Annotated in this window: 19 protein-coding genes; 12 read left to right on the top strand and 7 right to left on the bottom strand. The window is 59.3% G+C overall.

All coding sequences use genetic code 11. The features are described from left to right. Positions 1–258: 258 nt before the first annotated feature. Both pdxT and pdxS read right to left on the bottom strand, forming a co-directional pair. Positions 259–846 carry a pyridoxal 5'-phosphate synthase glutaminase subunit PdxT gene (gene pdxT, locus AAAX34_RS00095; RefSeq protein ID WP_349109585.1) on the bottom strand — a complete coding sequence of 196 codons (588 nt, stop codon included), beginning with the start codon at positions 844–846 and terminating at the stop codon, positions 259–261. A 20-nt stretch (positions 847–866) separates the two neighbouring features. After that, entirely contained in the window at positions 867–1,757 is an 891-nt protein-coding gene (pdxS, locus tag AAAX34_RS00090; protein ID WP_349109584.1) for a pyridoxal 5'-phosphate synthase lyase subunit PdxS, read from the bottom strand. Positions 1,758–1,902: 145 nt separating this feature from the next. On the opposite strand from pdxS, the gene AAAX34_RS00085 reads away from it, so the two are divergent. Both AAAX34_RS00085 and AAAX34_RS00080 read left to right on the top strand, forming a co-directional pair. Beyond that, entirely contained in the window at positions 1,903–3,336 is a 1,434-nt protein-coding gene (locus AAAX34_RS00085) for a PLP-dependent aminotransferase family protein (RefSeq protein ID WP_349109583.1), read from the top strand. A gap of 546 nt (positions 3,337–3,882) precedes the next feature. Beyond that, a complete protein-coding gene (locus tag AAAX34_RS00080) occupies positions 3,883–4,764 on the top strand; it encodes a hypothetical protein (RefSeq protein ID WP_349109582.1) in 882 nt (293 codons plus the stop codon). A gap of 242 nt (positions 4,765–5,006) precedes the next feature. Here AAAX34_RS00080 and AAAX34_RS00075 read toward each other — a convergent pair whose 3' ends face one another. Next, positions 5,007–5,570, bottom strand: a complete 564-nt coding sequence (locus tag AAAX34_RS00075; protein WP_070097113.1) for a ferritin family protein — start codon at positions 5,568–5,570, stop codon at positions 5,007–5,009. Between the two features lie 253 nt (positions 5,571–5,823). On the opposite strand from AAAX34_RS00075, the gene AAAX34_RS00070 reads away from it, so the two are divergent. The 6 genes from AAAX34_RS00070 to AAAX34_RS00045 all read left to right on the top strand — a co-directional run bounded on the left by AAAX34_RS00070 (position 5,824) and on the right by AAAX34_RS00045 (position 11,898). After that, complete coding sequence (locus AAAX34_RS00070) at positions 5,824–7,044, top strand: iron-containing alcohol dehydrogenase (protein ID WP_349109581.1); 1,221 nt, start codon at positions 5,824–5,826, stop codon at positions 7,042–7,044. 8 nt (positions 7,045–7,052) lie between these two features. Then, positions 7,053–8,432, top strand: coding sequence for an aldehyde dehydrogenase (locus AAAX34_RS00065; protein ID WP_349109580.1), 1,380 nt, complete (start codon positions 7,053–7,055; stop codon positions 8,430–8,432). 425 nt (positions 8,433–8,857) lie between these two features. After that, positions 8,858–9,184 carry an HIRAN domain-containing protein gene (locus tag AAAX34_RS00060; RefSeq protein WP_349109579.1) on the top strand — a complete coding sequence of 109 codons (327 nt, stop codon included), beginning with the start codon at positions 8,858–8,860 and terminating at the stop codon, positions 9,182–9,184. 18 nt (positions 9,185–9,202) lie between these two features. Beyond that, a complete protein-coding gene (locus AAAX34_RS00055) occupies positions 9,203–9,382 on the top strand; it encodes a hypothetical protein (protein WP_349109578.1) in 180 nt (59 codons plus the stop codon). 66 nt (positions 9,383–9,448) lie between these two features. Next, positions 9,449–9,994 carry a metallophosphoesterase gene (locus AAAX34_RS00050; RefSeq protein WP_349109577.1) on the top strand — a complete coding sequence of 182 codons (546 nt, stop codon included), beginning with the start codon at positions 9,449–9,451 and terminating at the stop codon, positions 9,992–9,994. A gap of 146 nt (positions 9,995–10,140) precedes the next feature. Continuing rightward, positions 10,141–11,898, top strand: coding sequence for a DUF2130 domain-containing protein (locus AAAX34_RS00045; RefSeq protein ID WP_349109576.1), 1,758 nt, complete (start codon positions 10,141–10,143; stop codon positions 11,896–11,898). A gap of 79 nt (positions 11,899–11,977) precedes the next feature. Here the strand turns inward: AAAX34_RS00045 and AAAX34_RS00040 are convergent, their stop codons facing one another. The 3 genes from AAAX34_RS00040 to AAAX34_RS00030 form a co-directional block, all read right to left on the bottom strand. Next, complete coding sequence (locus AAAX34_RS00040; protein WP_349109575.1) at positions 11,978–14,659, bottom strand: DUF3516 domain-containing protein; 2,682 nt, start codon at positions 14,657–14,659, stop codon at positions 11,978–11,980. A 98-nt stretch (positions 14,660–14,757) separates the two neighbouring features. Next, positions 14,758–15,597, bottom strand: coding sequence for a methyltransferase domain-containing protein (locus AAAX34_RS00035; RefSeq protein ID WP_349109574.1), 840 nt, complete (start codon positions 15,595–15,597; stop codon positions 14,758–14,760). Positions 15,598–15,716: 119 nt separating this feature from the next. Beyond that, positions 15,717–16,589 (bottom strand): hypothetical protein, encoded by an 873-nt coding sequence (locus tag AAAX34_RS00030; protein ID WP_349109573.1) that lies wholly within the window; start codon positions 16,587–16,589, stop codon positions 15,717–15,719. Positions 16,590–16,856: 267 nt separating this feature from the next. Here AAAX34_RS00030 and AAAX34_RS00025 point away from each other — a divergent pair, with 267 nt between their 5' ends. The 4 genes from AAAX34_RS00025 (at position 16,857) to AAAX34_RS00010 (ending at position 21,374) form a co-directional block, all read left to right on the top strand. Beyond that, a complete protein-coding gene (locus AAAX34_RS00025; protein ID WP_349109572.1) occupies positions 16,857–17,579 on the top strand; it encodes a helix-turn-helix transcriptional regulator in 723 nt (240 codons plus the stop codon). After that, on the top strand, positions 17,579–18,475 hold the full coding sequence (locus tag AAAX34_RS00020) for a DUF4097 family beta strand repeat-containing protein (protein WP_349109571.1): 897 nt from the start codon (positions 17,579–17,581) through the stop codon (positions 18,473–18,475). Before AAAX34_RS00025 ends, AAAX34_RS00020 begins: the two co-directional genes overlap by 1 nt. 103 nt (positions 18,476–18,578) lie before the next feature. Further along, complete coding sequence (locus tag AAAX34_RS00015) at positions 18,579–20,486, top strand: tRNA uridine(34) 5-carboxymethylaminomethyl modification radical SAM/GNAT enzyme Elp3 (RefSeq protein ID WP_349109570.1); 1,908 nt, start codon at positions 18,579–18,581, stop codon at positions 20,484–20,486. After that, complete coding sequence (locus tag AAAX34_RS00010; protein ID WP_349109569.1) at positions 20,487–21,374, top strand: fused MFS/spermidine synthase; 888 nt, start codon at positions 20,487–20,489, stop codon at positions 21,372–21,374. Positions 21,375–21,515: 141 nt separating this feature from the next. On the opposite strand, the gene AAAX34_RS00005 is transcribed toward AAAX34_RS00010, so the two are convergent. Continuing rightward, positions 21,516–21,662, bottom strand: coding sequence for a glycerol-3-phosphate acyltransferase (locus tag AAAX34_RS00005; RefSeq protein ID WP_349109820.1), 147 nt, complete (start codon positions 21,660–21,662; stop codon positions 21,516–21,518). Between the last annotated feature and the right edge of the window lie 2 nt (positions 21,663–21,664).

The raw sequence follows: 21,664 nt of genomic DNA, 5'->3' as shown, positions 1-21,664 counted from the left end.
GAAGGTCTATGCCGTCCTCTTTTCATGCCAATTTGTTCGCTCTGGTGGGCGCTCGCTCTGTCGGTGCCAAAACATCGACATTGCCATGATCCAGACCTGCTAAAAGATAGTCGTTGGGGACGTTCTTGTTTGACTGGTCATTTAAGAGCGTCCCCAACGACTACATAGCATGAGAGTGGATAATCTCCCGGTTTGAGCCCATATTCATGCTCAAGGTGGGAGATTATCCACTCTCGTTTCGTTTGTTGATTTCGATGCCTACATTTGTAGGAACATTTCGTGGAGGCGGGTGTCTTCGTCGAGTTCGGGGTGGAAGGTTACGCCGAGCTGGTTGCCCTGACGGGCGGCGACGATACGGCCGTCGACTTTCGCTAAAGCCTCGGCATCGCCGTGCACCTCAACGATGCGGGGTGCACGGATAAACGTCAGCGGCACTTCACCGTTGATGCCGGATACCTGCCCCTTGGTTCGAAAGCTGCCGAGCTGTCTGCCGTAGGCATTGCGCTCGACAAGTACATCCATGGTTGCCAAACGCGGCGTGCCCTTATCGTCATGGGCGGCAAGGTCGTGAGCCAGTAGAATCAGGCCGGCGCAGGTGCCCAGGACGGGCATGCCTTCAGCGATACGGGCACGAAGCTCCTCGAGCATGCCCAACTCATCAAGCAGCTTCCCTTGAACGGTAGACTCGCCGCCGGGAAGTACCAGACGGTCAAAGTCCTGCTTCAAATCGGCCGCCTGCCTCAGCTCAATACAACGTGCGCCCAGCTCGGATAGCCTTGCCTCGTGCTCGGCAAAAGCGCCTTGGACCGCCAGCACGGCGACCGTTTGGTCTGCATAATCGCTCATGTGCGACCCTTTCTGCCGGACTAGCGCCCGCGCTCCTCCATGATGATTTCGATCTCGTCGGCGTTGATGCCCACCATGGCCTCGCCCAGGTCCTCAGAAAGCTCGGCAATGAGCTTGGCGTCGGTGAAGTTTGCCACGGCCTTGACGATGGCGGTGGCGCGCTTGGCGGGGTCGCCGCTCTTAAAGATGCCCGAGCCGACAAAGACGCCCTCGGCGCCCAGCTGCATCATCAGCGCGGCGTCGGCGGGGGTCGCTACGCCGCCGGCGGCAAAGTTCACGACGGGAAGCTTGCCCGCGTCATGGACTTCGCGGACCAGCTCGACCGGAACCTGCAGTTGCTTGGCTGCCTCAAAGAGCTCGTCATTTCGCAGGGCGACAACGTCACGGATCTGCTTTTGGATCTTGCGCATGTGGCGCACGGCCTGGACGACGTCGCCCGTGCCCGGCTCACCCTTGGTGCGAATCATCGTGGCGCCTTCGGCAACACGGCGCAATGCCTCGCCCAGATCGCGGGCGCCGCAGACAAACGGCACGTCAAACTGGGTCTTATCGATGTGATAGACGTCATCGGCGGGGGAGAGAACCTCGGACTCGTCGATGTAATCGATCTCGATGGCCTGCAGGACCTGCGCCTCGACAATGTGGCCGATGCGGCACTTGGCCATGACGGGGATGGAGACGGCCTCTTGGATGCCCTTAATCATCTTGGGGTCGCTCATGCGCGACACGCCGCCGGCGGCGCGGATGTCGGCCGGGATGCGCTCGAGTGCCATGACGGCGCAGGCACCTGCCTCCTCGGCGATGCGCGCCTGCTCGGGTGTAGTGACGTCCATGATGACGCCGCCCTTGAGCATTTGCGCGAGCTCGCGATTGAGTTTGACGCGATCGGCCTTGCTGGTCTGTTCTGCCATGGTTGCTCCCTTGGTTGGCATGTGCATTGCTTGACGGAACATCCTATCGGGGAGCTGGGTATGGCGAAATACTCAGTTTTCGAGATAATAACAAGGTCAGACTAATACCAGATTGAATGACTTAATAAGGCCAGGTGATATGCTCATGCTTGACTACAATTTGGAAAAACGCGGCGAAGCATCGCTCTATGAGTATGTTTACCAGCAAATTCGAGATGATATCGTAGCTGGACGCATTGTGGCGGGGGAGCATTTGCCGTCTAAGCGCGCCTTTGCCAGTCATCTGGGAATCAGTGTTATTACCATCGAGAATGCATATAGCCAGTTACTCGCTGAGGGCTATATTTGCTCAATACCGCGACGTGGCTACTACGCTTGCGAGCTTCCGGATGCACCGGTTTTGGCTTCGGCTGCGGAGGGCATCGACCGAGATGCCGTCTCTGTGGGCCCCAGCGTGCATGATGTCAACGGACAGGTCGAGCGATTCGATGCGCTTTCTCCCTCTGCTTTGGAGGCGGCGCGGCTTTGGCAAGGCGCACTGCGGACGACACTGACATCCGAAGACGAGCGCGAAATCTTTTCGCCCGCACCGGCGCAGGGCACTGCTCGGCTGCGACGCGCAATTGCTCACCATCTGCACGGGACAAGGGGTATGAATGTCGACCCCAACAACATCGTTATCGGTGCGGGCGCCCAGCTGCTCGATACCATGTTGGTTCAGTTGCTTGGCGCGGACAAGGTGTATGCGGTTGAGGATCCGGGCTATTTGCGTCTGACGCGTATCTATCAGGCTATGGGCTGCAAAGTTCGACATATCCCGTTGGATGATGAGGGCGTGGACTTGAGCACTCTGCAGAAAAGCGGGACCGATGTCCTTCACCTGATGCCGTCCCATCAGTATCCGACCGGCCTTGTGACGAGCATTGCGCGTCGCTATGCGCTTCTGAGCTGGGCCGCCGAGCGACCAGGTCGGTATCTCATCGAAGATGACTTTGATTGTGAGTTTCGCCTTGCCGGGAAGCCGATTCCCGCGCTCGCGTCGATTGATGCCGCCCAGTCGGTTATCTACACCAACACGTTTTCGAAGAGCCTTTCATCGGCGTTGCGTCTAGCGTACATGGTGCTGCCCGATGAGCTGATGGAGCGGTTTAGGTGCAACCTTGGTTTCTATGCCTCGTCGGTGAGTTCTGTCGACCAGGTCGCTTTGGCTCGTTTGCTGGAATCGGGTGATTACGAGCGGCATGTGAACCGCGTGCGCGTTCGTGCTCGTGAGGCGCGTGATGGCCTGATGGCGCTTGTGCGGAAAGCGTTTCCGGCAGGGGAGGTCTCGATCGAGCAGGCAGATGCGGGCCTTTACTGTACCGTGGTTGCGGAGCGTGGAACGGGCGGAAGCTCTTTTGCGCAGGCTCTCGCGCGCTCGAGCATCCCTTTTGTCGATATCAGTGACTGTTATTGGTGTGCCGATGGCGCATCTGTCCCTGAAAACTCAACTCAAATTCTTGTCCAGTATGACGATCTGAGTCCAAAAGTGCTAACTACCTTGGAATTGCAGCTAATGGGGGGGCACTCTGCAACCTAAGTGAGTAGACTTTTAGCACTTTGGCGACCAGGAAGTTTTGTAACAAGTTATCTACCTGCGGTTTTGAAAAGCAGGATGACTGGTCTGCTCGGGATGTTCAAAAAAGTCTACTCACTTGCCGCGCAAAGCCTCTGCATGCGAAAAAAATGGGGTTTTCAACAGGCCTTCGTCCAGCTCTCGGCAAGCTTTTGGCCAGTTGGGGAGGGCTGTTGAAAACTTAGCAGTCCGTTCGGCGCCATTTTTGGTGCGTTCGCGCCAATGCGTGACTGACTGGGTTGAAATTCGTGTTCTCCTGTGCCTATGAAGGATCTAGTTTGTGACATATCGGCTTTTAGGTACTGGCGTCTGCCCCCTCAGGTTCGCGCTTTGTGTCCGCCGCTTCCACGGCCGGTAGAAGACCGGCAGCGATATGACCTCGCCCGTAACCCGACGGCTGCGGTTGTGCTCGGCTTTCCGCTGTATACATTGGTTCGGACGAGAAACAAGCGGACTTGCCCTGCCAGTATCAGACAGCGGCTGTTTCTTGGTGAGCTCCCCAGGGAATCCGTGCTGGAAACGGAGCATGGGTTTTTGATTACGTCTCCTCTGCTGACGGCATTCATCATGTCGCGGCATCTGACGGATCTTCAGCTTCTTTTGGTATTGGCGGAGATGTGTGGCTTGTTTGCGGTGCGCGCTCTGCCGGCGGTACTTGAGGTGGAGCTTACGCGTGCAATTGATTCGGGCGCGATTTCGACAACGTACGGTTGGGTGCGCTGCCCGTCCGAGGACGGCACCGCCTCAAATTTATGGCGTCGAGACGCTTTGGTTTTGGGCAGAGACCTTGACCGTTTTTGTTCAGATGTTTGCGGGATTCGTTACGGCAATAGATTTATGGCGGTATCGCAACTCGTTCCATTGGGTGCCGCGTCGCCTTTTGAGGTCGAGGCGTATTTGTTGCTTGGACTGCCGAGAGCCCTGGGAGGCGAAGGGTTTTGCGGTATAGAGCTCAATGTCGAAGTGACGTTAAGCACAAGTGCTCGAGCGATTGTGGGAAAGTCCCGTGTGTATATCGATCTACTTCTGTCTTCGCCGGACGGCAGGCGACAGGTGGCCATTGAATGTCAGGGAAAGGCCTCGCACGGACGCGCAGGGGATGGCTTGCGTGACGCTGACCGCATGACAGCCCTTCAAGCCATGGGCTACGACGTACTTCTCCTGACACACAGACAGATATCCGATGAGGATAGATTCCGCGCGGTCGTTAAGGCCGTATGCAGGATGTTCGATGCTGAATATCGTGATAAAAGCTCAGATGAGCAAAGGGCTGAGACATTACTCCGGTCTGAACTATTCGTTGACTGGACAAAATTGGGAGTAATCGACGGAAAGATGCCCGTTAGACGCAAAACTGCTCGATCGTGGACGGCTGCGGTTCTAAGTGAGTAGACTTTTGACACTTTGGCGACCAGGCCGTTTTGCAACAAGTCATTTACCTGCGGCTTTATAAAGCAATATGGATGGCGTGCTTGGCAAGTTCCAAAAAGTCTACTCACTTAGTTTTTGACGAGAAACCTATGCCGAAGGCGGTCCTATTTCAGGGAGTTAACAAGTTTGTGAGGCAAGGAAAGGGCCCGAACCAATACGGTCCGGGCCCCATCGAGCTAGAGGTTATCTCTCAGGCAGCTGGCTTAGCCAAAGTAGCGCTTGAGCAGGCCGGCGAAAGCCTTGCCGTGGCGGGCCTCGTCGCGAGCCATCTCGTGCACGGTGTCGTGGATGGCATCGAGGCCGGCGGCCTTGGCACGCTTGGCAAGATCGGTCTTGCCGGCGGTGGCGCCGTTCTCGGCCTCAACGCGCATCTCGAGGTTCTTCTTGGTGGAGTCGGTCACGACCTCGCCCAGGAGCTCAGCGAACTTGGCGGCGTGCTCGGCCTCCTCGTGGGCAGCCTTCTCCCAGTACAGGCCGATCTCGGGATAACCCTCGCGATGGGCGACGCGAGCCATGGCCAGGTACATACCGACCTCAGAGCACTCGCCCTCAAAGTTGGCGCGCAGGTCGGCAACGATGTCCTCGGAGACGCCCTCCATCTTGGCGACGCCCACGACGTGCTCGGCAGCCCACTCGAGCTGGCCCTCCTCCTGCTTCAGGAAACGAGAACCGGGAACGCCGCACTGGGGGCACTTGAAGTCCTCGGGCAGCTGGTCGCCGTCGAACTCTTCCACATAACCGCAAACGGGGCAAACAAACTTCATGATTCGATCCTTTCGATCGATGGCGATTGTGCGCTCGTCCGGTCCCGTAAGGGCCCTCTCCGGACGTGCGTCTTGACGAGTTCTATTATCCATAAATGCAACCAAATGTGAAGCCTATTAGGAATGATTTTTAATAAAACAATTTTGAAATATGAAGATGTTGATTGATTAACGATTGGGAGGCCGTCTGCGATCTCTGCTGAGTACAATCGGTCGAGCAAATGTTGACCTATCAACAAATAAAGGAGTTTCCTTTATGCATCTAGCCCGTCGTGCCTGGTGCCGAACATATCAGACGGTTTTCCGCATTGCATTGCCGGTGCTGCCCTATACCGAGCCACGCATTCTGGAGCACGCTGAGGATGTGCCCACAGTGCTTCAAAAGCGTTCGATACAGCGGGTTCTTATCGTGACGGATCCCGGCATTGCCCGTCTGGGGCTCACGGCACCGCTCGAGACAGCGCTCGCGTCCAAGGGAATTGGCGTTGCGGTCTATGCCAAAACATCAGCGAACCCCACGGTTTCAAACGTGGAAGAAGCGGCGTCCCTGTATCGAGAGAGTGCCTGCCAGGCCATTATCGGCTTTGGCGGTGGCTCGGCCATGGACTGTGCCAAGGGCGTGGGCGCACGCATTGCGCAGCCAAACAAGCCCATCAACAAGATGCGCGGCCTGCTGCGGATTCATCGTCGCCTGCCGCTGCTCATCGCCGTTCCCACTACCGCCGGTACGGGAAGCGAAGTCACGCTTGCGGCGGTTATCACCGATGACGAGACGCACTACAAATACCCCATTAACGACTTTGTGCTCATCCCGCGTTTTGCAGTCCACGACCCCGAGTTTACGTGCGGCTTGCCCGCTTCCATTACGGGGCAGACGGGTATGGACGCCCTGACGCATGCCGTTGAGGCCTTTATCGGGCGAAGCACCACGCCCTATACGCGTAAGATGGCGCGACAGGCGGTGCAGCTTGTCCACGACAATTTGCTCGAGGCCTATGAGCATGGTGACGACATGCGCGCTCGTCGCAATATGCTTTCGGCGGCGTATAAGGCGGGCGTCGCGTTTACCCGCTCCTATGTCGGATATGTGCATGCCATCGCGCACAGTCTGGGCGGCCGATACGGAATTCCGCACGGTTTGGCCAACGCGATCATCCTGCCGCATATGCTTCGCGCTTATGGCGAAGCTGCTACTCCTAAGCTCGCCGATCTCGCCCGCATGGCCGGCATCGCGCCGGTTAACGCGCAGGACAGCCTGGCGGCCGAGGCCTTTATCGATTGGATCGATTGTATGAACGAGACCCTGGGAATCCCCAGATATGTCTCGGGCATTCGCCGCTCCGACATTCCGCAGATGGCGGCACATGCCGATGCCGAGGCCAATCCGCTGTACCCCGTTCCGCTTTTGATGGACCGCCTGGAGCTCGAGCATATGTACGAGGTCGTCGCGGGTGGTATGTTTGAGGACGAGAACTAGGAGGGTCCATGAACACCGAGGAAATTGCGCGCATTATCGGCGATCAGCGCGCCTACTTTAAGACGCACGCTACGTTTGATGTCGACGCTCGACGTCGCGCGCTCGTGAGTTTACGCGATGCGGTACGGGCCCACGAGGCCGATATTGCCCATGCGCTCAAGACCGATTTGGGAAAGTCGCATGACGAGGCCTATATGTGCGAGATTGGCACATCACTTTCCGAGATTCGTCATCAGATCGCTCATGTGGCTCGATGGAGTCGTCCGCGCCTGCGTCCGTGTGACCTCGCCAACGCCGTGAGCGTGTGCAAAACGCAAGCCGTGCCCTATGGCGTCACGCTCATCATGGCTCCGTGGAACTATCCGTTTTTGCTGACGCTCGAGCCGCTCGCTGGCGCCCTTGCCGCGGGCAATACCGTGGTCATCAAGCCGAGCGCCTATGCTCCGGCATCGAGCGCGGTGCTCAGGCAAATCTGTGAAGAGGCATTTGATCCGCGCCTGGTGACGGCTGTCGAGGGCGGGCGCGCCGAAAATGAAGCGCTGCTCGACGAGTGCTGGGACAAGATTTTCTTTACCGGTAGCGTTCCGGTCGGCAAACTCGTTATGGAGCGCGCAAGTAAAAACCTTACGCCCGTGACGCTTGAGCTGGGCGGAAAGAGTCCCTGCATCGTGGATGCGACGGCAAACTTGAAGGTTGCGGCACGGCGTATCGCCTTTGGTAAATGGCTCAACGTGGGGCAGACCTGCGTGGCGCCCGACTACCTGCTGGTCGATACGCGCGTGCACGACGAGCTGCTGGGCCTCATCAAGGAGGAGGTCCGCCGTATGTTTGGCGAGTATCCGCTCGATAACGAGGACTACGGTCATATTGTCAACGCCAAGCATTTTGCGCGCGTGCGCGGGCTGATCGATCCCGATAAGGTCGTGCTTGGAGGTACCGCGCGCGAGGCCTCGCTCAAGATCGAGCCGACGATTTTGGACGGCGTGTCCCCCGATGACGCCGTGATGCAGGAGGAGATCTTCGGTCCCATCTTGCCGGTGCTGACGTTTGAGAGCCTTGACGAGGCCGAAGCGTTTATTACGGATCGTCCGACGCCGCTGGCCCTGTATATCTTTAGCCAGGACCGTTCGGTTCAGCAACGCTTTGTGCGCTACGTGCCCTTTGGCGGCGGCTGCGTCAACGACACCATCATGCACTTGGCTACGAGCCATATGGGCTTTGGCGGCATGGGAGCGAGCGGTATGGGGCAGTACCATGGACGCGAGAGCTTCGATACGTTTAGCCACAAGAAGAGCATCGTGAACAAGGCAACGTGGTTGGACGTGCCATTCCGCTATGCTCCTTACGCAAGCTGGAAGCACAAGTTCGTGCGCATGTTTGTGCATTAGAAAAGGGCGCAGGTAATACGAACAAGTGTTCCTATTACCTGCATTTTGCGTTAGACTACTGTTATGGAGCACGGATGGGCCAACTCCCTTTAGAAGGGATTTGGTATGAACGTAAGCGATGTTATTTCGTTATTGGCGTTGTTGATTGCGGCTATCGAACTCGGTCTGTTTATCGGCCGAATGAAATAGCCGCCCCCGCGTAAGCGAAGACGGCCACTTCTCACGATGAAAACGTGTATCGGAGTTGGCAAGACCCGCGGCAACGGGTGCCATCCGTGTTCCTATCTTATCTGCAAGCGTTCTGTCGCGCAAGCGTTGAGGCAAACGATTGAAGGACGCAGACAGGATGTATTTGTGTCCGCACGGGACCGTAGACTTCTCAATAAGGTTAAGCGCCGGTTTATCCGGCCGTTAGAGGAGCTGCTATGTACGAGCCTTCATGTGTTCTTCTGTCGTTTCACATCGCAGGATTTCAATATGCCGACGGCGCTTTGGTCCTAGGCGATCTTAAAGCGGGCGATAAGCTGACGCTGTGCGCCGAGCGCGATAATCCCCATGATCCCGAGGCGGTTGCAATCTACTACGGCAACACCAAACTTGGCTATATCCCGGGAAACGAGGTCGGCCCGCTGTCCTTGATGATGTATTACGGCCATGAGGACGTATTTGAGGCCCGCGTGCAACAGGTTGCTCCCGAACGCAGCCCGTGGCATCAGGTGCGCGTTGGACTCTACGTGGTGGATGCTCGCTAATCGGTAAGGGAGGCGGCCATGTTTGACGACGATGACCTGTTCGATTTGACGGATGATCCGTTTGAGTGGGACCTGTTGCTCGATGACGATGAGCTGGAGCGGGACCGTAAGAAGCGGCGGGATAAGAAAACTCAGGATGACGCTTCGAAAAAGCAAGACAAACGCCGTCGAGGTCTGTTCGGCGGGCTCTTTGGCTAACCGACGCGCCAGAGCGTCTGTATACTAGGCACGTGTTAGACGCGTTGCGAAATGAGGACACAGACGATGATGTGGTTTACCGCTGACCTGCACCTGGGCGATACGAATATCTTGCACGACATGGATCGGCCGTTTGATTCGGTCGAGGAGATGAACCGCAAGGTCATCGATGCCATCAATGAGTGCGTGGCTGCGGACGACCGCCTCTATATCCTGGGAGACTTTACGTATCGCTTGCCCATGGCGGAGGCGGTGCGCCTGCGCGAGCGTATCGAATGCAAGAATATGACGCTCATCCGCGGTAACCATGACGGCGACTGGGAAGATTCCGACGTACCGCAGATTTGGGAAGACGTGCGCGATTACCTGGAGATTGCTCCCGGCTATGCCAAGGGTCATCGTCTGGTGATGAGCCACTACCCCATGCTCAGCTGGAACGGCAAGGCACGTGGCGCCATTATGCTGCATGGGCATATCCACAGCAGGGGTGACCGCACCAACGCACGCAACCGCGATCGCGAGCGCCCCATTTACCGCTACGATGTCGGCCTCGATGCCAACGAGTACAAGCCCGTAAGCCGTGATCAAATCCTCGGCTTCTTTGGACTGTAATTCTCGAACCGTCACACAAACCACCACAAAGGGGACAGGCACCTTTGTGGTGGTTCTGGCGCCGTTGCCATTATGGCGGCGCCTTTTTGTCCGTGCGGCGCGGTAGAGTGTAGGCGGTTGAAATTTGCGTCCATCGAGGAGCTGCTATGAATGAGATCAAGTGCCCGCATTGTGGCGAAGTTTTTAAGGTCGACGCGTCCGGCTATGCGGATATCGTCAAGCAAGTGCGCGATGCCGAGTTTTCGCGCGACCTGGATGAGCGTGTGAAGGCAGTCCAGCGCGAGGGCGAGCAGGCGCTGGAGCTTGAACGCTCGCGCTCGACGGCTGCTTTGCAGGAGGCGGAGTCCCAGCGCAGCGCTCAGCTTGTCGAACAGAAGAACACTGCGGATCAGAAACTGGCGCAAGAAGTCGCCAAGCGCGATGCTGAGCTCGCCGAGCTGCGCGCCAAGCTCGAGGGCGCTGCCGCAGAGCGCGAGAGCGCAAGCCAGCGCGCGGCGGTTGAAGCCCGTGCCGACGCTCAAAAGGAAAATGCCGAGCTTCAGCGCGAGATTGACAATTTGCGTGCGCAGCTGGGACGCAAGGATGACGAAGCCAAGCTTGCCGAGGCTTCGGCGCGCAATGCTGCTCAAAACGATTTAGCTGCACGTGATGCCCAGATTGCCGAGCTGCAGGCCAGGCTTGCCGCGGCGGACAAGGCCCAGGAGATGGCGCTTGCCGCTGCTGCGGCTGAGTCGCAGCGCGAGCTCGATGCCGCTCGCAGCGAGGCCGAGCGAACGCTCACTGACTATCGCGCGAAAGTACAAGAGAAGTTTTCCGCCGCAAGGGCTCAGTCTGAGCAGGAGGCCGAGGGCCTGCGCGCGCAGCTGCGCGAACAGGAGCTGACGGCCAAAATGAACCTGTCGGAGGCGGTCGCCGCGGCGGAGCGAGAGCGCGATGAAGCGCGTGCCAAGCTGACGAGTGAGCTGGCGGTGCGCGACTCGCGTGAGGAACAGGCCAAGGCAGCCCACGAGCTTGAGCTTGCGCAGGCCAAGCGCGCGAGCGATGACCTGATTCGCTACAAGGATGAAGAGATTGAGCGCCTTAAGGACATGAAGGTCCGTCTGTCCACCAAGATGGTGGGCGAGTCGCTCGAGCAGCACTGCGAGACCGAGTTTAACCGTCTGCGCATGACGGCGTTTCCTAACGCGTACTTCGAGAAGGATAACGATGCGTCCGAGGGCACCAAGGGCGACTTTATCTTCCGCGAGTGCGACGCGAGCGGCAACGAGGTCATTTCGATTATGTTCGAGATGAAAAACGAGAACGATGAGACCGCGACCAAGCATAAAAACGAGGACTTCTTTAAGAAACTCGATCACGATCGTCGCCAGAAAGGCTGCGAGTATGCGGTGCTCTGCACCCTGCTGGAGCCCGAGAGCGAGCTCTATAACGCGGGAATCGTGGACGTGAGTTACCGCTATGAGAAGATGTACGTGATCCGCCCGCAGTTTTTCATTCCCATGATCACGCTGCTGCGCAACGCCGCCATGGGTTCGCTGCGCTATAAGCAGGAGCTGGCGGAGTACAAACAGCAGAATATCGATGTCACGAACTTCGAAGCCAAGATGGAAAAGTTCAAGAATGATTTCGGCCGCAACTACGAGATTGCGAGCCGCAAGTTCCAAACGGCAATCGATGAGATCGACAAGACGATTAGCCATCTGCAGAAAACCAAGGAGGCGTTGCTGTCCTCCGAGAACAACCTGCGCATAGCCAACAAGAAAGCCGACGATCTTACGATTCGCAAGCTCACGTGGGGCAACAAGACCATGAAGGCGGCGTTTGACGAGGCGCGCGGGGCTGCGCCAGAGACAAACGACGAGCCCGCCGAGGCGGATTCATATGAGGTCGAGGATGCCGAGTAAGGCATAGCGTATAGTGCAAAAGCGGGGCCGCTGGCGATGTTGCCAGCGGCCCCGCTTTGTTTCGTTCCAGTATGTTCGACTAGTCCTCGAGCAGGTCCTCGATAAAGCCGACGCGGTAGTTTTTGAAGATGACCTCGCCGCCGTCTTGCGTGGCGTCCAAATCGACATCGCCCATGATGCCAAAGTCGTGGTCGCCATCCTCGTCGGCAAAGATTTGGTGCACGTGCCATACGTGCGCGGTCTTCTCGTCGGACTCGTCGATGGAAAACATCGCGGCGCTGCGGGCATCTCCGTCGGTGAGGATTTCCTCGTGCTGCTCGTGGTAAGCGTCGAGTGCTTTTTGCCAGCGGATCTCGCTCATGCCCCAGTCGTCGTCGAGCTCGCCCAGGTCGCGAACATGCTCGCGGGCGGCAAGGGTCACGCGGCGGAAGAGCGCGTTGCGCACCAGCAGGGTGCAGCCACGGCGGTCTGTCACGACTTCGTCGATGCCCTGCGGCGGTGCGGCGTCGAGGGCTGCCGGGTTGCCGGCGTTCTCCCACTCGTCCACCAGGCTCGAGTCCACCGAGCGCACCACAAAGCCCAGCCACGAGATAATGTCGCGCAAGCGCTCATCGCGCTTCTCAATGGGTACGGTGCGATCGAGGGAACGGTAGGCCTCGGCTAGGTAGCGCAGCAGAATGCCCTCGGAGCGGGCGATGCCGAGCTTTTGAATGTAACCCTTAAAATCGCTCGCGCTTTCCAGCATATCGCGCAGAACGCTCTTGGGAGAGAGCTGGTAGTCGTTTGCCCAGGGCACTTCCTGGCAGTACTTGTCAAAGGCGGCGTCGAGCAAATCCTCGAGCGGCTTTTCGTACGTGACGTCTTGGATGCGTTCCAGACGCTCCTCATAGTCGACGCCGTCGGCCTTCATCTCGGCCATGGCGCGATCACGTGCGGCGCGCTCCTGTGCGCGCAGCACCTGCTTGGGATCCTCGAGCGTAGCCTCGACCATCGAGATCAGATCCATGGTATAGGTCTCACTCTCGGGGTCGAGCAGCTCCAACGCGGCAAGCAAGAACGGTGAGAGCGGCTGATCGAGGGCAAAGTCCTCGGGCAGGTCGACCGTCAGCGCGTAGTCGATGTCCGGCGCGGCGTCAGCCGGAGCGTCGGGTGCGGGCGGCACCTCGGTGCGCACGACGACGCCGGAGTCGATGAGCGTTGCGAAGATCTCGTCGGCGCGAACCTCGAGCTTGGCCTTTTCCTCGGGGGTTTGCAAGCTCGTCTCGATGAGGTCGTGTACGCGGGCTCGGGCATCGCCGCCCTGCTCGACCACGCTAATCACCATGGAGTGTGTGATGCGCAGGCGCGGCTTGAGCGTCTCGGGCTGCGTCTCGATCAGGCGCTCAAAGGTCTGCTTGTTCCAGGTGACAAAGCCCTCGGGGGCCTTCTTCTTTTTAATCTTGCGGAGCTTCTTGGGGTCGTCGCCCGCCTTGGCCATGAGCTTGGCGTTCTCGATCTCGTGCTCCGGTGCCTCGGCGATGACCATGCCCTCGGTATCGAAGCCCGAACGGCCGGCGCGACCGGCAATCTGATGGAACTCGCGGGCGCGCAGACGACGCATCTTGTAGCCATCGAACTTGGTGAGCGCGGTGAGCACCACGGTGTGGATGGGTACGTTGATGCCGACGCCGAGCGTATCGGTGCCGCAGATGACGGGCAACAGGCCCTGCTGTGCCAAGCGCTCGACCAGCAGACGATAGCGCGGCAACATGCCGGCATGGTGCACGCCGACGCCGCATCCAAGCAGACGTTTGAGAATCTTGCCAAAGGCCGTCGAGAAGCTCGTCCCCTTTGCCGCGTCTTTGATGGCTTCGCGCTGCTCCTTGCTGGCGATGCCAAAATTGGCGAGCGATTGTGCCGTCGCAAGTGCGGCATCCTGGCTAAAGTGCACGATATAGAGCGGGGCCTCGCCGCGACGCATCGCGAGCTCGACGGTGCCCTCGAGCGAGGTCGTCACGTAGTCGTAGCTCAACGGCACGGGGCGTGGGGCATCGACGACCAAGTCACAGGTAGCGCCGGTGTGCTCCTCGAGTGAGGCGGCGATGGCGGTGACATCGCCGAGCGTGGCGCTCATGAGCATAAACTGCGTGTGAGGCAGGGTGAGCAGCGGCACCTGCCAGGCCCAGCCGCGGTCGGGGTCGGCAAAGTAGTGGAACTCGTCCATGGCGACGCAGCCAACATCGGCATCTTCGCCCTCGCGCAGCGCGTCATTGGCAAGGATTTCGGCCGTGCAGCAGATGACGGGTGCCTTGGTGTTGATATGCGTATCGCCGGTGATCATGCCGACGTTATCGCGGCCGAGCACCTGCACAAGGTCGAAAAACTTCTCGCTGACCAGAGCCTTGATAGGGGCCGTGTAGTAGCAGCGCTTGCCCTGCGCCATGCCCATAAAGAGCATGCCCAGCGCGACAAGCGACTTGCCCGATCCGGTCGGTGTTCCCAAAATGACATGGTCACCGGCGGCTAGATCCATGAGGGCCTCTTCTTGGTGATCCCACAGTTCAATGCCGCGGTCGCTCGTCCATTCAAAGAAGCGTTCGAAGGCCTGATCGGGCGTGAGCCATGGTTCGGGCTCACTACCATCCTCGGGCTCCCACCAGGTGGGGGAGAGCGCGCCGAGCGAGCCGAACTCGGCTTCGGTTCCCGTGCCGCCCGAGAATGAGCTGGCAGCCCCGGCGCCGGAGACGGTGCTGGCGGTGGTATCTGTCGTGGTCTGTGCCATGTGTTTGCTTTCTCTCGCGATTGTCCGCCAACTATTATGGCGTAGCGGCGGCGCGGGGTGCCAGCGCGCGAGAAAATGCAGGAAATGGGCGCGTGAAGTTAGTGCTCTTGCGGCAGGCGCTTCTTGCCTTTGCGGGCGCGGTTTCTAAAGTTCTCGACGGCTTCTTCCATGCCCAGAGGTACATAGGTGAGCTCATCGAGGTTATCGGGCAGGTAGCAGGCAAGGCTTTGCTCCTGCGCGCGGCCCGCCGCGAGCTGTTCATCGCTGGGCTTCGCGCCGGGTGTGGCGCAAATGCCATAGACGACGGCACCCATCTCGCGCGTGCGGCATTCATATTCGGTCTCGGGGTGCTTGGGATGGTCGCGGCGGACGTTGTCGCTTACCCAAAGCGTGTCGTAGCCGGCCGCGGCAAACTGCCCTAGGGCGTAGTCGCGCAATGGCTTGCTGTCGGTTCGCAGCGTGACGGTGGCACCGGTTGAAAAGAGCGGGCGGTAGAGCATCAGATGGCCGACATGGACGAGTCGTTTTTTGGCGTACTTGGCCTTGGGCTGCGGCGTGGGAAAGTTAATGGTGATGGCATCGAGCTCGCCTGCAGCAAATAGCTGCGGCAGCGATGTGGCGCCTCGGGGCAGAACGAGCGCGTTGGTCAGCTTCTGCTCGCATATCTTCTGGGCAGCATAGGCAATGCAGATGGGTTCCTGGTCCATGCCGATAAAGAGGGTGTTTGGCTCGTGGGCCGCACGCTCTACAAGGTACGTTCCCTTGCCACAACCAAGATCAAGGTGAAGGTGTCCGAAAGGCTTGCCGCCAGCCGGCGCGCAAACCTTGCGCCAATCTCCGGCATATGCCTCGGGATTCGTCTCAATCGCATTGGCGTAGCGTTCCAAGCGCTCCTCGAGCACAAAGTTCTTAGGCGTGCGAACGTGGACGGCTCCCATGAGGCTCCTTGGTCAAAATTATGGAACGCATAGCTGTGCGTTTCGTCAATGGGTTGAAAAGGGGGTGGGCATAGTTTGCCCGAAAGACGCGGTGCGGCTCGACGGCGAGTCGCCGGTGCCTACAGGCGCTTGAGAATCACATAGCGGTTGAGATCGCCGCTGCGACCGTCAGCATGGAAGCGCTCAAGCTCGCGCACGGGGACCTCGCCGCTCTTGTAGAACGTACGGACGCCGCGCACCAGGTCGGTGATCTGCTGATCGTCAAAGTGATGACAATAGCGGTAGGCGTGGCGGTCGTTTTGCCAGCCAATGAGGTGGTCGCCGGCTTCAAACTGCGCGGAAGCGTAACCCTCAAACGGCGGGGTGAGCTCGGCGCGGGCTTCGGCTCGAACGGCCTTGCGCGCCATGCGCTCGTCGTTCATAAACTCCCAAAAGCTGATGGCGATGATGCCGCCTGGGCGCGTCTGGCGCACCAGGGCGTCGAGCACGCGCACGCGGTACTCGCACGACGGCACGTGGTGCATAAAGCCAAAGCAGACCGAGATGTCGGCGAGCGGGGCGTCGAAAAGCACGTCGGGCGTCTCGGCGGGATTGAGTTTCATAAGGGCATCGAGCACGTCGAGTTCCTGGAAGTGCAGGTTGGGAATGCGCAGGGCGTGGCCACGTGCATCGATGGCCAGGTCCTGGCATGAGTCGACGCCATAGAACTCAAACGGGCAGCTGGCATCTGCCGAGGGATTTGCACCGTCGACGCCCTTGGCGGCAAGTGCGCCGCCGGCGGCAAAGTTCTCGAATCGCATATTGCCGCAGGCAAGATCGAAGACACGGACGGGATGCTCGATGGTGGCGACGTCGAGCTGTTCGAGTGCGATGTCCATGGTGCGGACCCAGCCCGGCCACGGGGCCTGGCGCGTATCGGAGAAGGAGGCGGAGTGCTCGCGATAGAACGTGTTGTTGAGCTGGATGAGCGATGAGGCGAAATCGCGGTTCACGGCGCGGGACTCCCTCCGTTGGCGGTGCGGAATAAACGGTACGACCATACTACCGTTATCGCCGCAACGGGGACAACCGGGCTGCGGGTCATTGCTTGGTTTGGACACATTTTCGCAGCTCATGCGCGCCCGCAACCGCCGGTTGTCAAAAATCCCACTAAAATAGGTGGCATGTTTTTGGCGGTGGCGGATAGATTTTAACTGTGCAAGGCGCCTTAAGAACAAAAGCGGTCCGGCGGCACGGCTGGCAAAAGCATAGGAGGAACCATGAATGTAGAAACTGCGCAGCGGCTCGCCGACCTTCGCCGCAGCAAAGGCTTTAGCCAAGAAGGGCTGGCGCGAAAGCTGGGGCTGTCGCGCCAGGCGGTCAGCAAATGGGAGCGCGCGGAGAGCTCGCCCGATACCGAGAACCTGATCTCGCTCGCCAAGCTTTATGGCGTGAGTCTGGACGAGCTGCTCAATCCGAGCGACGAGATCGAGGACGATATCGAGTTTGAGAACGAGGACCGCGCCCGCCAGCGCGAGGCCGAGGCGGCAGAGCGCGCTCGCACCCATGAGGCGGCGGTGCGCGCCACCGAAGCGGCAACGCAGGCGAGTGATGCCGCGGCTAAGGCGGCACAGGCGGCAAGCTGGAGTGCACAGGCCGCCAACGCTGCTACGGCGCAGGCGACGAGTGGCCACGCAGTTGGCTCGACTCCGGTGAAGGGCCCCTTCCAGTCGTTCCCGTATTGGGCCGTGTGCTGGCTGCTGTTCTTTTTGCTGATGTTCCTGGTTGGTGCCAGCCCTTTTCCCGCACTGATCTTCTTTACGATTCCCATCTATCACTGGGTGGCGCGTGCGCTCGATGGCGATTGGGCGCGCGGGGATATCCAGGTTGGTCCGGCGCCGGTGGCGGTCAAGGCCCAGGGGAAGGATACTTCTGCGGAACCTGATGCTGACGTGGCTATCGCAGCCACCGCTGAGCCGTGTGCCAAAGAGGGTGACGAATGATGAAGCTTTCGCATGAATCCAGACTGCGTCTGGGCGTTGGCATCGGAGCGTTTGTGCTCATCATCGGGCTTGTTTTTGGCATTTCACGGACTTTGATTCATTATGATGGCCCGTGGGATCTCGACGATGTCGTATCCGGCTTGTCTGGTATGGACGATGCGGTTGACGAGGACAATCTCTTGGACGACGGCAGCTATTCCGCTCGGCCTCAGCAACTTTCGAGCGAAACGTTTGATGCCGACGCGTTCACATCGCTTGACCTGGATGTGACGTCGGGCACGGTCGAGGTCAAACACGTCTCCGGCGGGCCGGTGCGCGTAATTGAAAGCGGTCGCGTGGCAACGGGGACCGTTGCCTTCGATGCGGCAACCCAGAACCTGGCCGAAATCAAGGGCTCTACGCTCAAGATTCGCCAGTTCGATTGCGATGACGAGCGCGCCATTGACCGCACGGTTACCGTCGAACTGCCGCGCGAAGTTGCCGATAACCTGGTCGGCATTACGGCGAAGGTGGGATCGGGTGATCTGACGGTCGCGGGCATTGCGTGCCATGACCTCAACCTGACTTTGGACTCGGGAGATGTTGAGTTTACTGGCACCGTGACCGATACCCTGAATGCCGAGGTCGGTTCGGGCGATGTGACGTTCGAGCTCTATCAGGCCCCCGCGAAGTCGATGGACGTGAGTGTGGGCTCGGGCGACGTGGAGATAGCGGTTCCGAACTCAACGGGCTTTAAGGCGAGCCTAACTGTGGGCAGCGGTGACTTCGAGAGCGATTTCCTTCCGCTTGGCTACGACGGCGAGACCATATTGAATCATGAATTCGACAACGGTGATAAGTCTGCCACGTATCGTTTTAAGGTCGGTTCGGGCGACATGTCGTTTGATCCGGAGTGACGACGGCGGGCTAAGTCCGCAAACTTAGATGCTTAGATGCGCTGTTTGATGAAGGCGTCGGGGCCGCGGTCGGCTTCGGCGCCTTTGCCTTTACAATGGGGACATGGAACAGATTATCTTGAACATACTCGACGCTCTGCGTCGCGGTGAGACCGTGGACGACAAAGCGCTCGCCAAACTGATACATGCTGAGGCGCGCCGCGAGGGCGCCGATAAGCGCGATTTGGCCAAGCGTCGCCTGCTGCCGTTTTACCAGCGGGTGAAGCGTGAGGAACCGGCGCGTTGGGCGGCATGGAATGTCAATTCCGAGCTGGAGCGTCAGCTGCTGCAGGTGCTTCGCATGAAGCCTCGTCGCACGGCTTCGGGCGTGGCGACCATTACCGTTATCACCAAGCCGTGGCCGTGCTCGGGCGATTGCCTGTTTTGCCCCAACGATCTGCGCATGCCCAAAAGCTATCTGCACGCCGAGCCGGCGTGCGCCCGTGCGGAGCAAAACTGCTTCGACCCGTATCTGCAGGTGAGCGCTCGTCTGACCGCGCTTTCGCAGATGGGACATGCGACCGACAAGATAGAGCTCATTGTGCTCGGCGGTACCTGGAGCGACTATCCGCAAGGGTATCAGACGTGGTTTATGTCGGAGCTTTTCCGTGCGCTCAATGACGATGCCGTCGCCGGTGTGGCGGCAAACCCCATGTTGGCGCGTCCGGGCATCAGCCGTGCCGAGGCAGGGCGCCTGCTCGATGACGCTCCCGCCGATGCCCTGCCGCCGGTGGTAACAGAGCGCCGCGAGCGCTATCGGGCTGCCGGCATTGCGACCGACGAGGCCGAGCTTGCGAGCGGCGTTGCCGACGAGCAGGGGCGTGTGGATGCTGTCGTTGGTGGCTATAACCGCGCAGTGCGTCGTCTGTACGGCCCCGGTACGCCATGGGGCGAGTCTGCCGAGTGGCAGACGGCAACGATGGAGGAGCTTGAGCGTCAGCAGCGCATCAACGAGACGGCGAAGCATCGCGTGGTGGGGCTCGTTATCGAGACCCGCCCCGATGCCGTGACGCCACAGGCGCTCACGCTCATTCGTCGTCTGGGCTGCACCAAGATTCAGATGGGCATCCAGAGCCTCGACCAGCATTTGCTCGATATCAACGAGCGTCGCATTTCGGTGGCTCAGATCGAGCAGGCGTTTTCGCTTGCGCGCCTCTTTGGCTTTAAGATCCATGCGCATTTTATGCTCAACTTATTGGGCGCCACACCCGAGGGGGACAAGCGCGACTACGAGCGCTTTATGACCGAAGGGGCCTTTATGCCCGACGAGGTCAAGGTCTACCCGTGCGCGCTCATCGAGGGCTCGCGTCTGGTGGGCTGCTATGAGCGCGGCGAGTGGCGTCCCTATACCGAGGAAGAGCTGCTCGATGTGTTGGTCGACGACATCGTGGTGACGCCGGCGTTCTGCCGCATCAGTCGCATGATCCGCGACTTTAGCTCCGACGACATCATGGTGGGCAACAAGAAGCCCAACCTGCGTCAGCTCGTTGAAAACCGCTTGTCGGCTCGTGGGGAAGGCGCGACAGTGCGTGAGATTCGCTATCGCGAGATTAGCACGGCGGGCGCCGACTTGCATGAGCTGACCCTTGACGAGGAAGTGGCGTACGAGACGCCGGTGACGCACGAGCGCTTTTTGCAGTGGGTGACGCCGCAGGGCAAGATCGCGGGCTTTTTGCGTCTGTCTCTGCCCGATCGTGCTTTTGTTGCCGCGCATGCGGATGAGTTGCCGACGACACCGGACGAGGCGATGATTCGCGAGGTGCACGTGTATGGCATGGCGGCGCGCGTGGGAGATCAAGGCCAGGCAGCCCAGCACCATGGATTGGGGCGTTTGCTCGTAGAGCGTGCGTGCGAGATTGCCCGGGATGCGGGTTATACGCGTATCAACGTGATTAGCGCAATCGGTACGCGCGAGTACTATCGCCATTTGGGTTTTTGCGACCATGGACTCTATCTGCAAAAGGAGCTCTAGATGAACAAGCCGAGTGTTTCTGCTGGCGTCGTTGCCGGTGTTGCTCTGGGAGCCGCGGCGCTTGGTGCGGCCGCTGTCGCTGTTCGTGCTGCCTGTCTGCAGGTTGCGCGAACCCGCAATGGGTTGGCGCGTGTGAAACGCGTGCACGATGAGGGCGGCGACGAGATTCGCGTGTTGGTGCAAGGCAGCGTCTACCAAAGCGCAAGTTACGTTGGTGAGCGTTGGGCGGAGCCCGTCTTTGCGTACTATCGTGCGTTTGACGACGTGTTTGAGTCCGAGGATGCGATGCGTGATGCTTATGGTCACGGTATCAACCGCATGCTTATGCTGGGTGGCGGCGGGTTTGCCTATCCCAAGTTCGCGCTGATGTCGCACGAGGGCTTGCGCATGGACGTCATCGAGTATGACGGAGAGATTACGCGCCTGGCGCGCCGCTGGTTCTATCTGGACGAGCTGGAGTGCACGGCGGGCGATCGCCTGCGGGTGATAACCGCTGAGGCTCGCTCTTATCTGGGCGTGACGAGTGTTGGTCATCGTCGCTACGACGTGGTCGTGAGCGATTGCTTTGGCGGTGCCGAGCCCGTACGCGAGCTGGCGACGGTTGAGGCGTTGCGTTTGGTGCGGGGCAGCCTAAATGTCGGTGGCGTCTACGTTGCCAATATCGTAAGCACAAACGAGGGGAGCGATGTGACGTTCCTGCGCGACTGCGCTGCCACGGCACTCGAGGTATTCGCCCATGTCTGGGTGGTCCCCTGTGGCGATGCGGAGTTCGGCGGCGAGGAGAACTACCTGCTCATCGCCAGCGACGGCGACTACGCTTTTGCCGAAGCTGTGCCTTTCGATGCCGACTTTCTCGGTGCCGCCCTCCACGACCAGCATTGGGAGTAGTCAATTTGTGACGGGCTCTATGGTTTTGTCAATCATACGCTTCATCTATTTTCAGCATGACGCATCTGGACGCCCGGCGCCAACGCGCCTCATCTTCGGTTGATTCCGCCGCCCGCTAGGCCAAAATTGTCATCGGAAGTATCAAATGAACAAGCAAGCCACTACGATAAACATGCCCAGCAGCGAAAGTCCGATGGGCCAGTACCAGGCGAGGATGACGCCCAGGCCCACGGCGATACCCTTGCCGCCATGGAAGTTGAGGTAGGGCGAGAAGATGTGGCCCCACACCG

It is taken from the genome of Collinsella sp. CLA-ER-H4 (assembly GCF_040092395.1).
GTDB lineage: Bacteria > Actinomycetota > Coriobacteriia > Coriobacteriales > Coriobacteriaceae > Collinsella.
This window is presented reverse-complemented; position numbering and strand designations above follow the sequence as displayed.

What these genes read in the sequence shown, in the direction of transcription:
- AAAX34_RS00035 (WP_349109574.1), bottom strand. Translation starts at nt 15,597, where the DNA reads ATGGGAGCCGTCCACGTTCGCACGCCTAAGAACTTTGTGCTCGAGGAG.
- AAAX34_RS00065 (WP_349109580.1), top strand. Translation starts at nt 7,053, where the DNA reads ATGAACACCGAGGAAATTGCGCGCATTATCGGCGATCAGCGCGCCTAC.
- AAAX34_RS00060 (WP_349109579.1), top strand. Translation starts at nt 8,858, where the DNA reads ATGTACGAGCCTTCATGTGTTCTTCTGTCGTTTCACATCGCAGGATTT.
- pdxS (WP_349109584.1), bottom strand. Translation starts at nt 1,757, where the DNA reads ATGGCAGAACAGACCAGCAAGGCCGATCGCGTCAAACTCAATCGCGAG.
- AAAX34_RS00020 (WP_349109571.1), top strand. Translation starts at nt 17,579, where the DNA reads ATGAAGCTTTCGCATGAATCCAGACTGCGTCTGGGCGTTGGCATCGGA.
- AAAX34_RS00015 (WP_349109570.1), top strand. Translation starts at nt 18,579, where the DNA reads ATGGAACAGATTATCTTGAACATACTCGACGCTCTGCGTCGCGGTGAG.
- AAAX34_RS00070 (WP_349109581.1), top strand. Translation starts at nt 5,824, where the DNA reads ATGCATCTAGCCCGTCGTGCCTGGTGCCGAACATATCAGACGGTTTTC.
- AAAX34_RS00025 (WP_349109572.1), top strand. Translation starts at nt 16,857, where the DNA reads ATGAATGTAGAAACTGCGCAGCGGCTCGCCGACCTTCGCCGCAGCAAA.
- AAAX34_RS00085 (WP_349109583.1), top strand. Translation starts at nt 1,903, where the DNA reads ATGCTTGACTACAATTTGGAAAAACGCGGCGAAGCATCGCTCTATGAG.
- pdxT (WP_349109585.1), bottom strand. Translation starts at nt 846, where the DNA reads ATGAGCGATTATGCAGACCAAACGGTCGCCGTGCTGGCGGTCCAAGGC.
- AAAX34_RS00055 (WP_349109578.1), top strand. Translation starts at nt 9,203, where the DNA reads ATGTTTGACGACGATGACCTGTTCGATTTGACGGATGATCCGTTTGAG.
- AAAX34_RS00040 (WP_349109575.1), bottom strand. Translation starts at nt 14,659, where the DNA reads ATGGCACAGACCACGACAGATACCACCGCCAGCACCGTCTCCGGCGCC.
- AAAX34_RS00010 (WP_349109569.1), top strand. Translation starts at nt 20,487, where the DNA reads ATGAACAAGCCGAGTGTTTCTGCTGGCGTCGTTGCCGGTGTTGCTCTG.
- AAAX34_RS00045 (WP_349109576.1), top strand. Translation starts at nt 10,141, where the DNA reads ATGAATGAGATCAAGTGCCCGCATTGTGGCGAAGTTTTTAAGGTCGAC.
- AAAX34_RS00050 (WP_349109577.1), top strand. Translation starts at nt 9,449, where the DNA reads ATGATGTGGTTTACCGCTGACCTGCACCTGGGCGATACGAATATCTTG.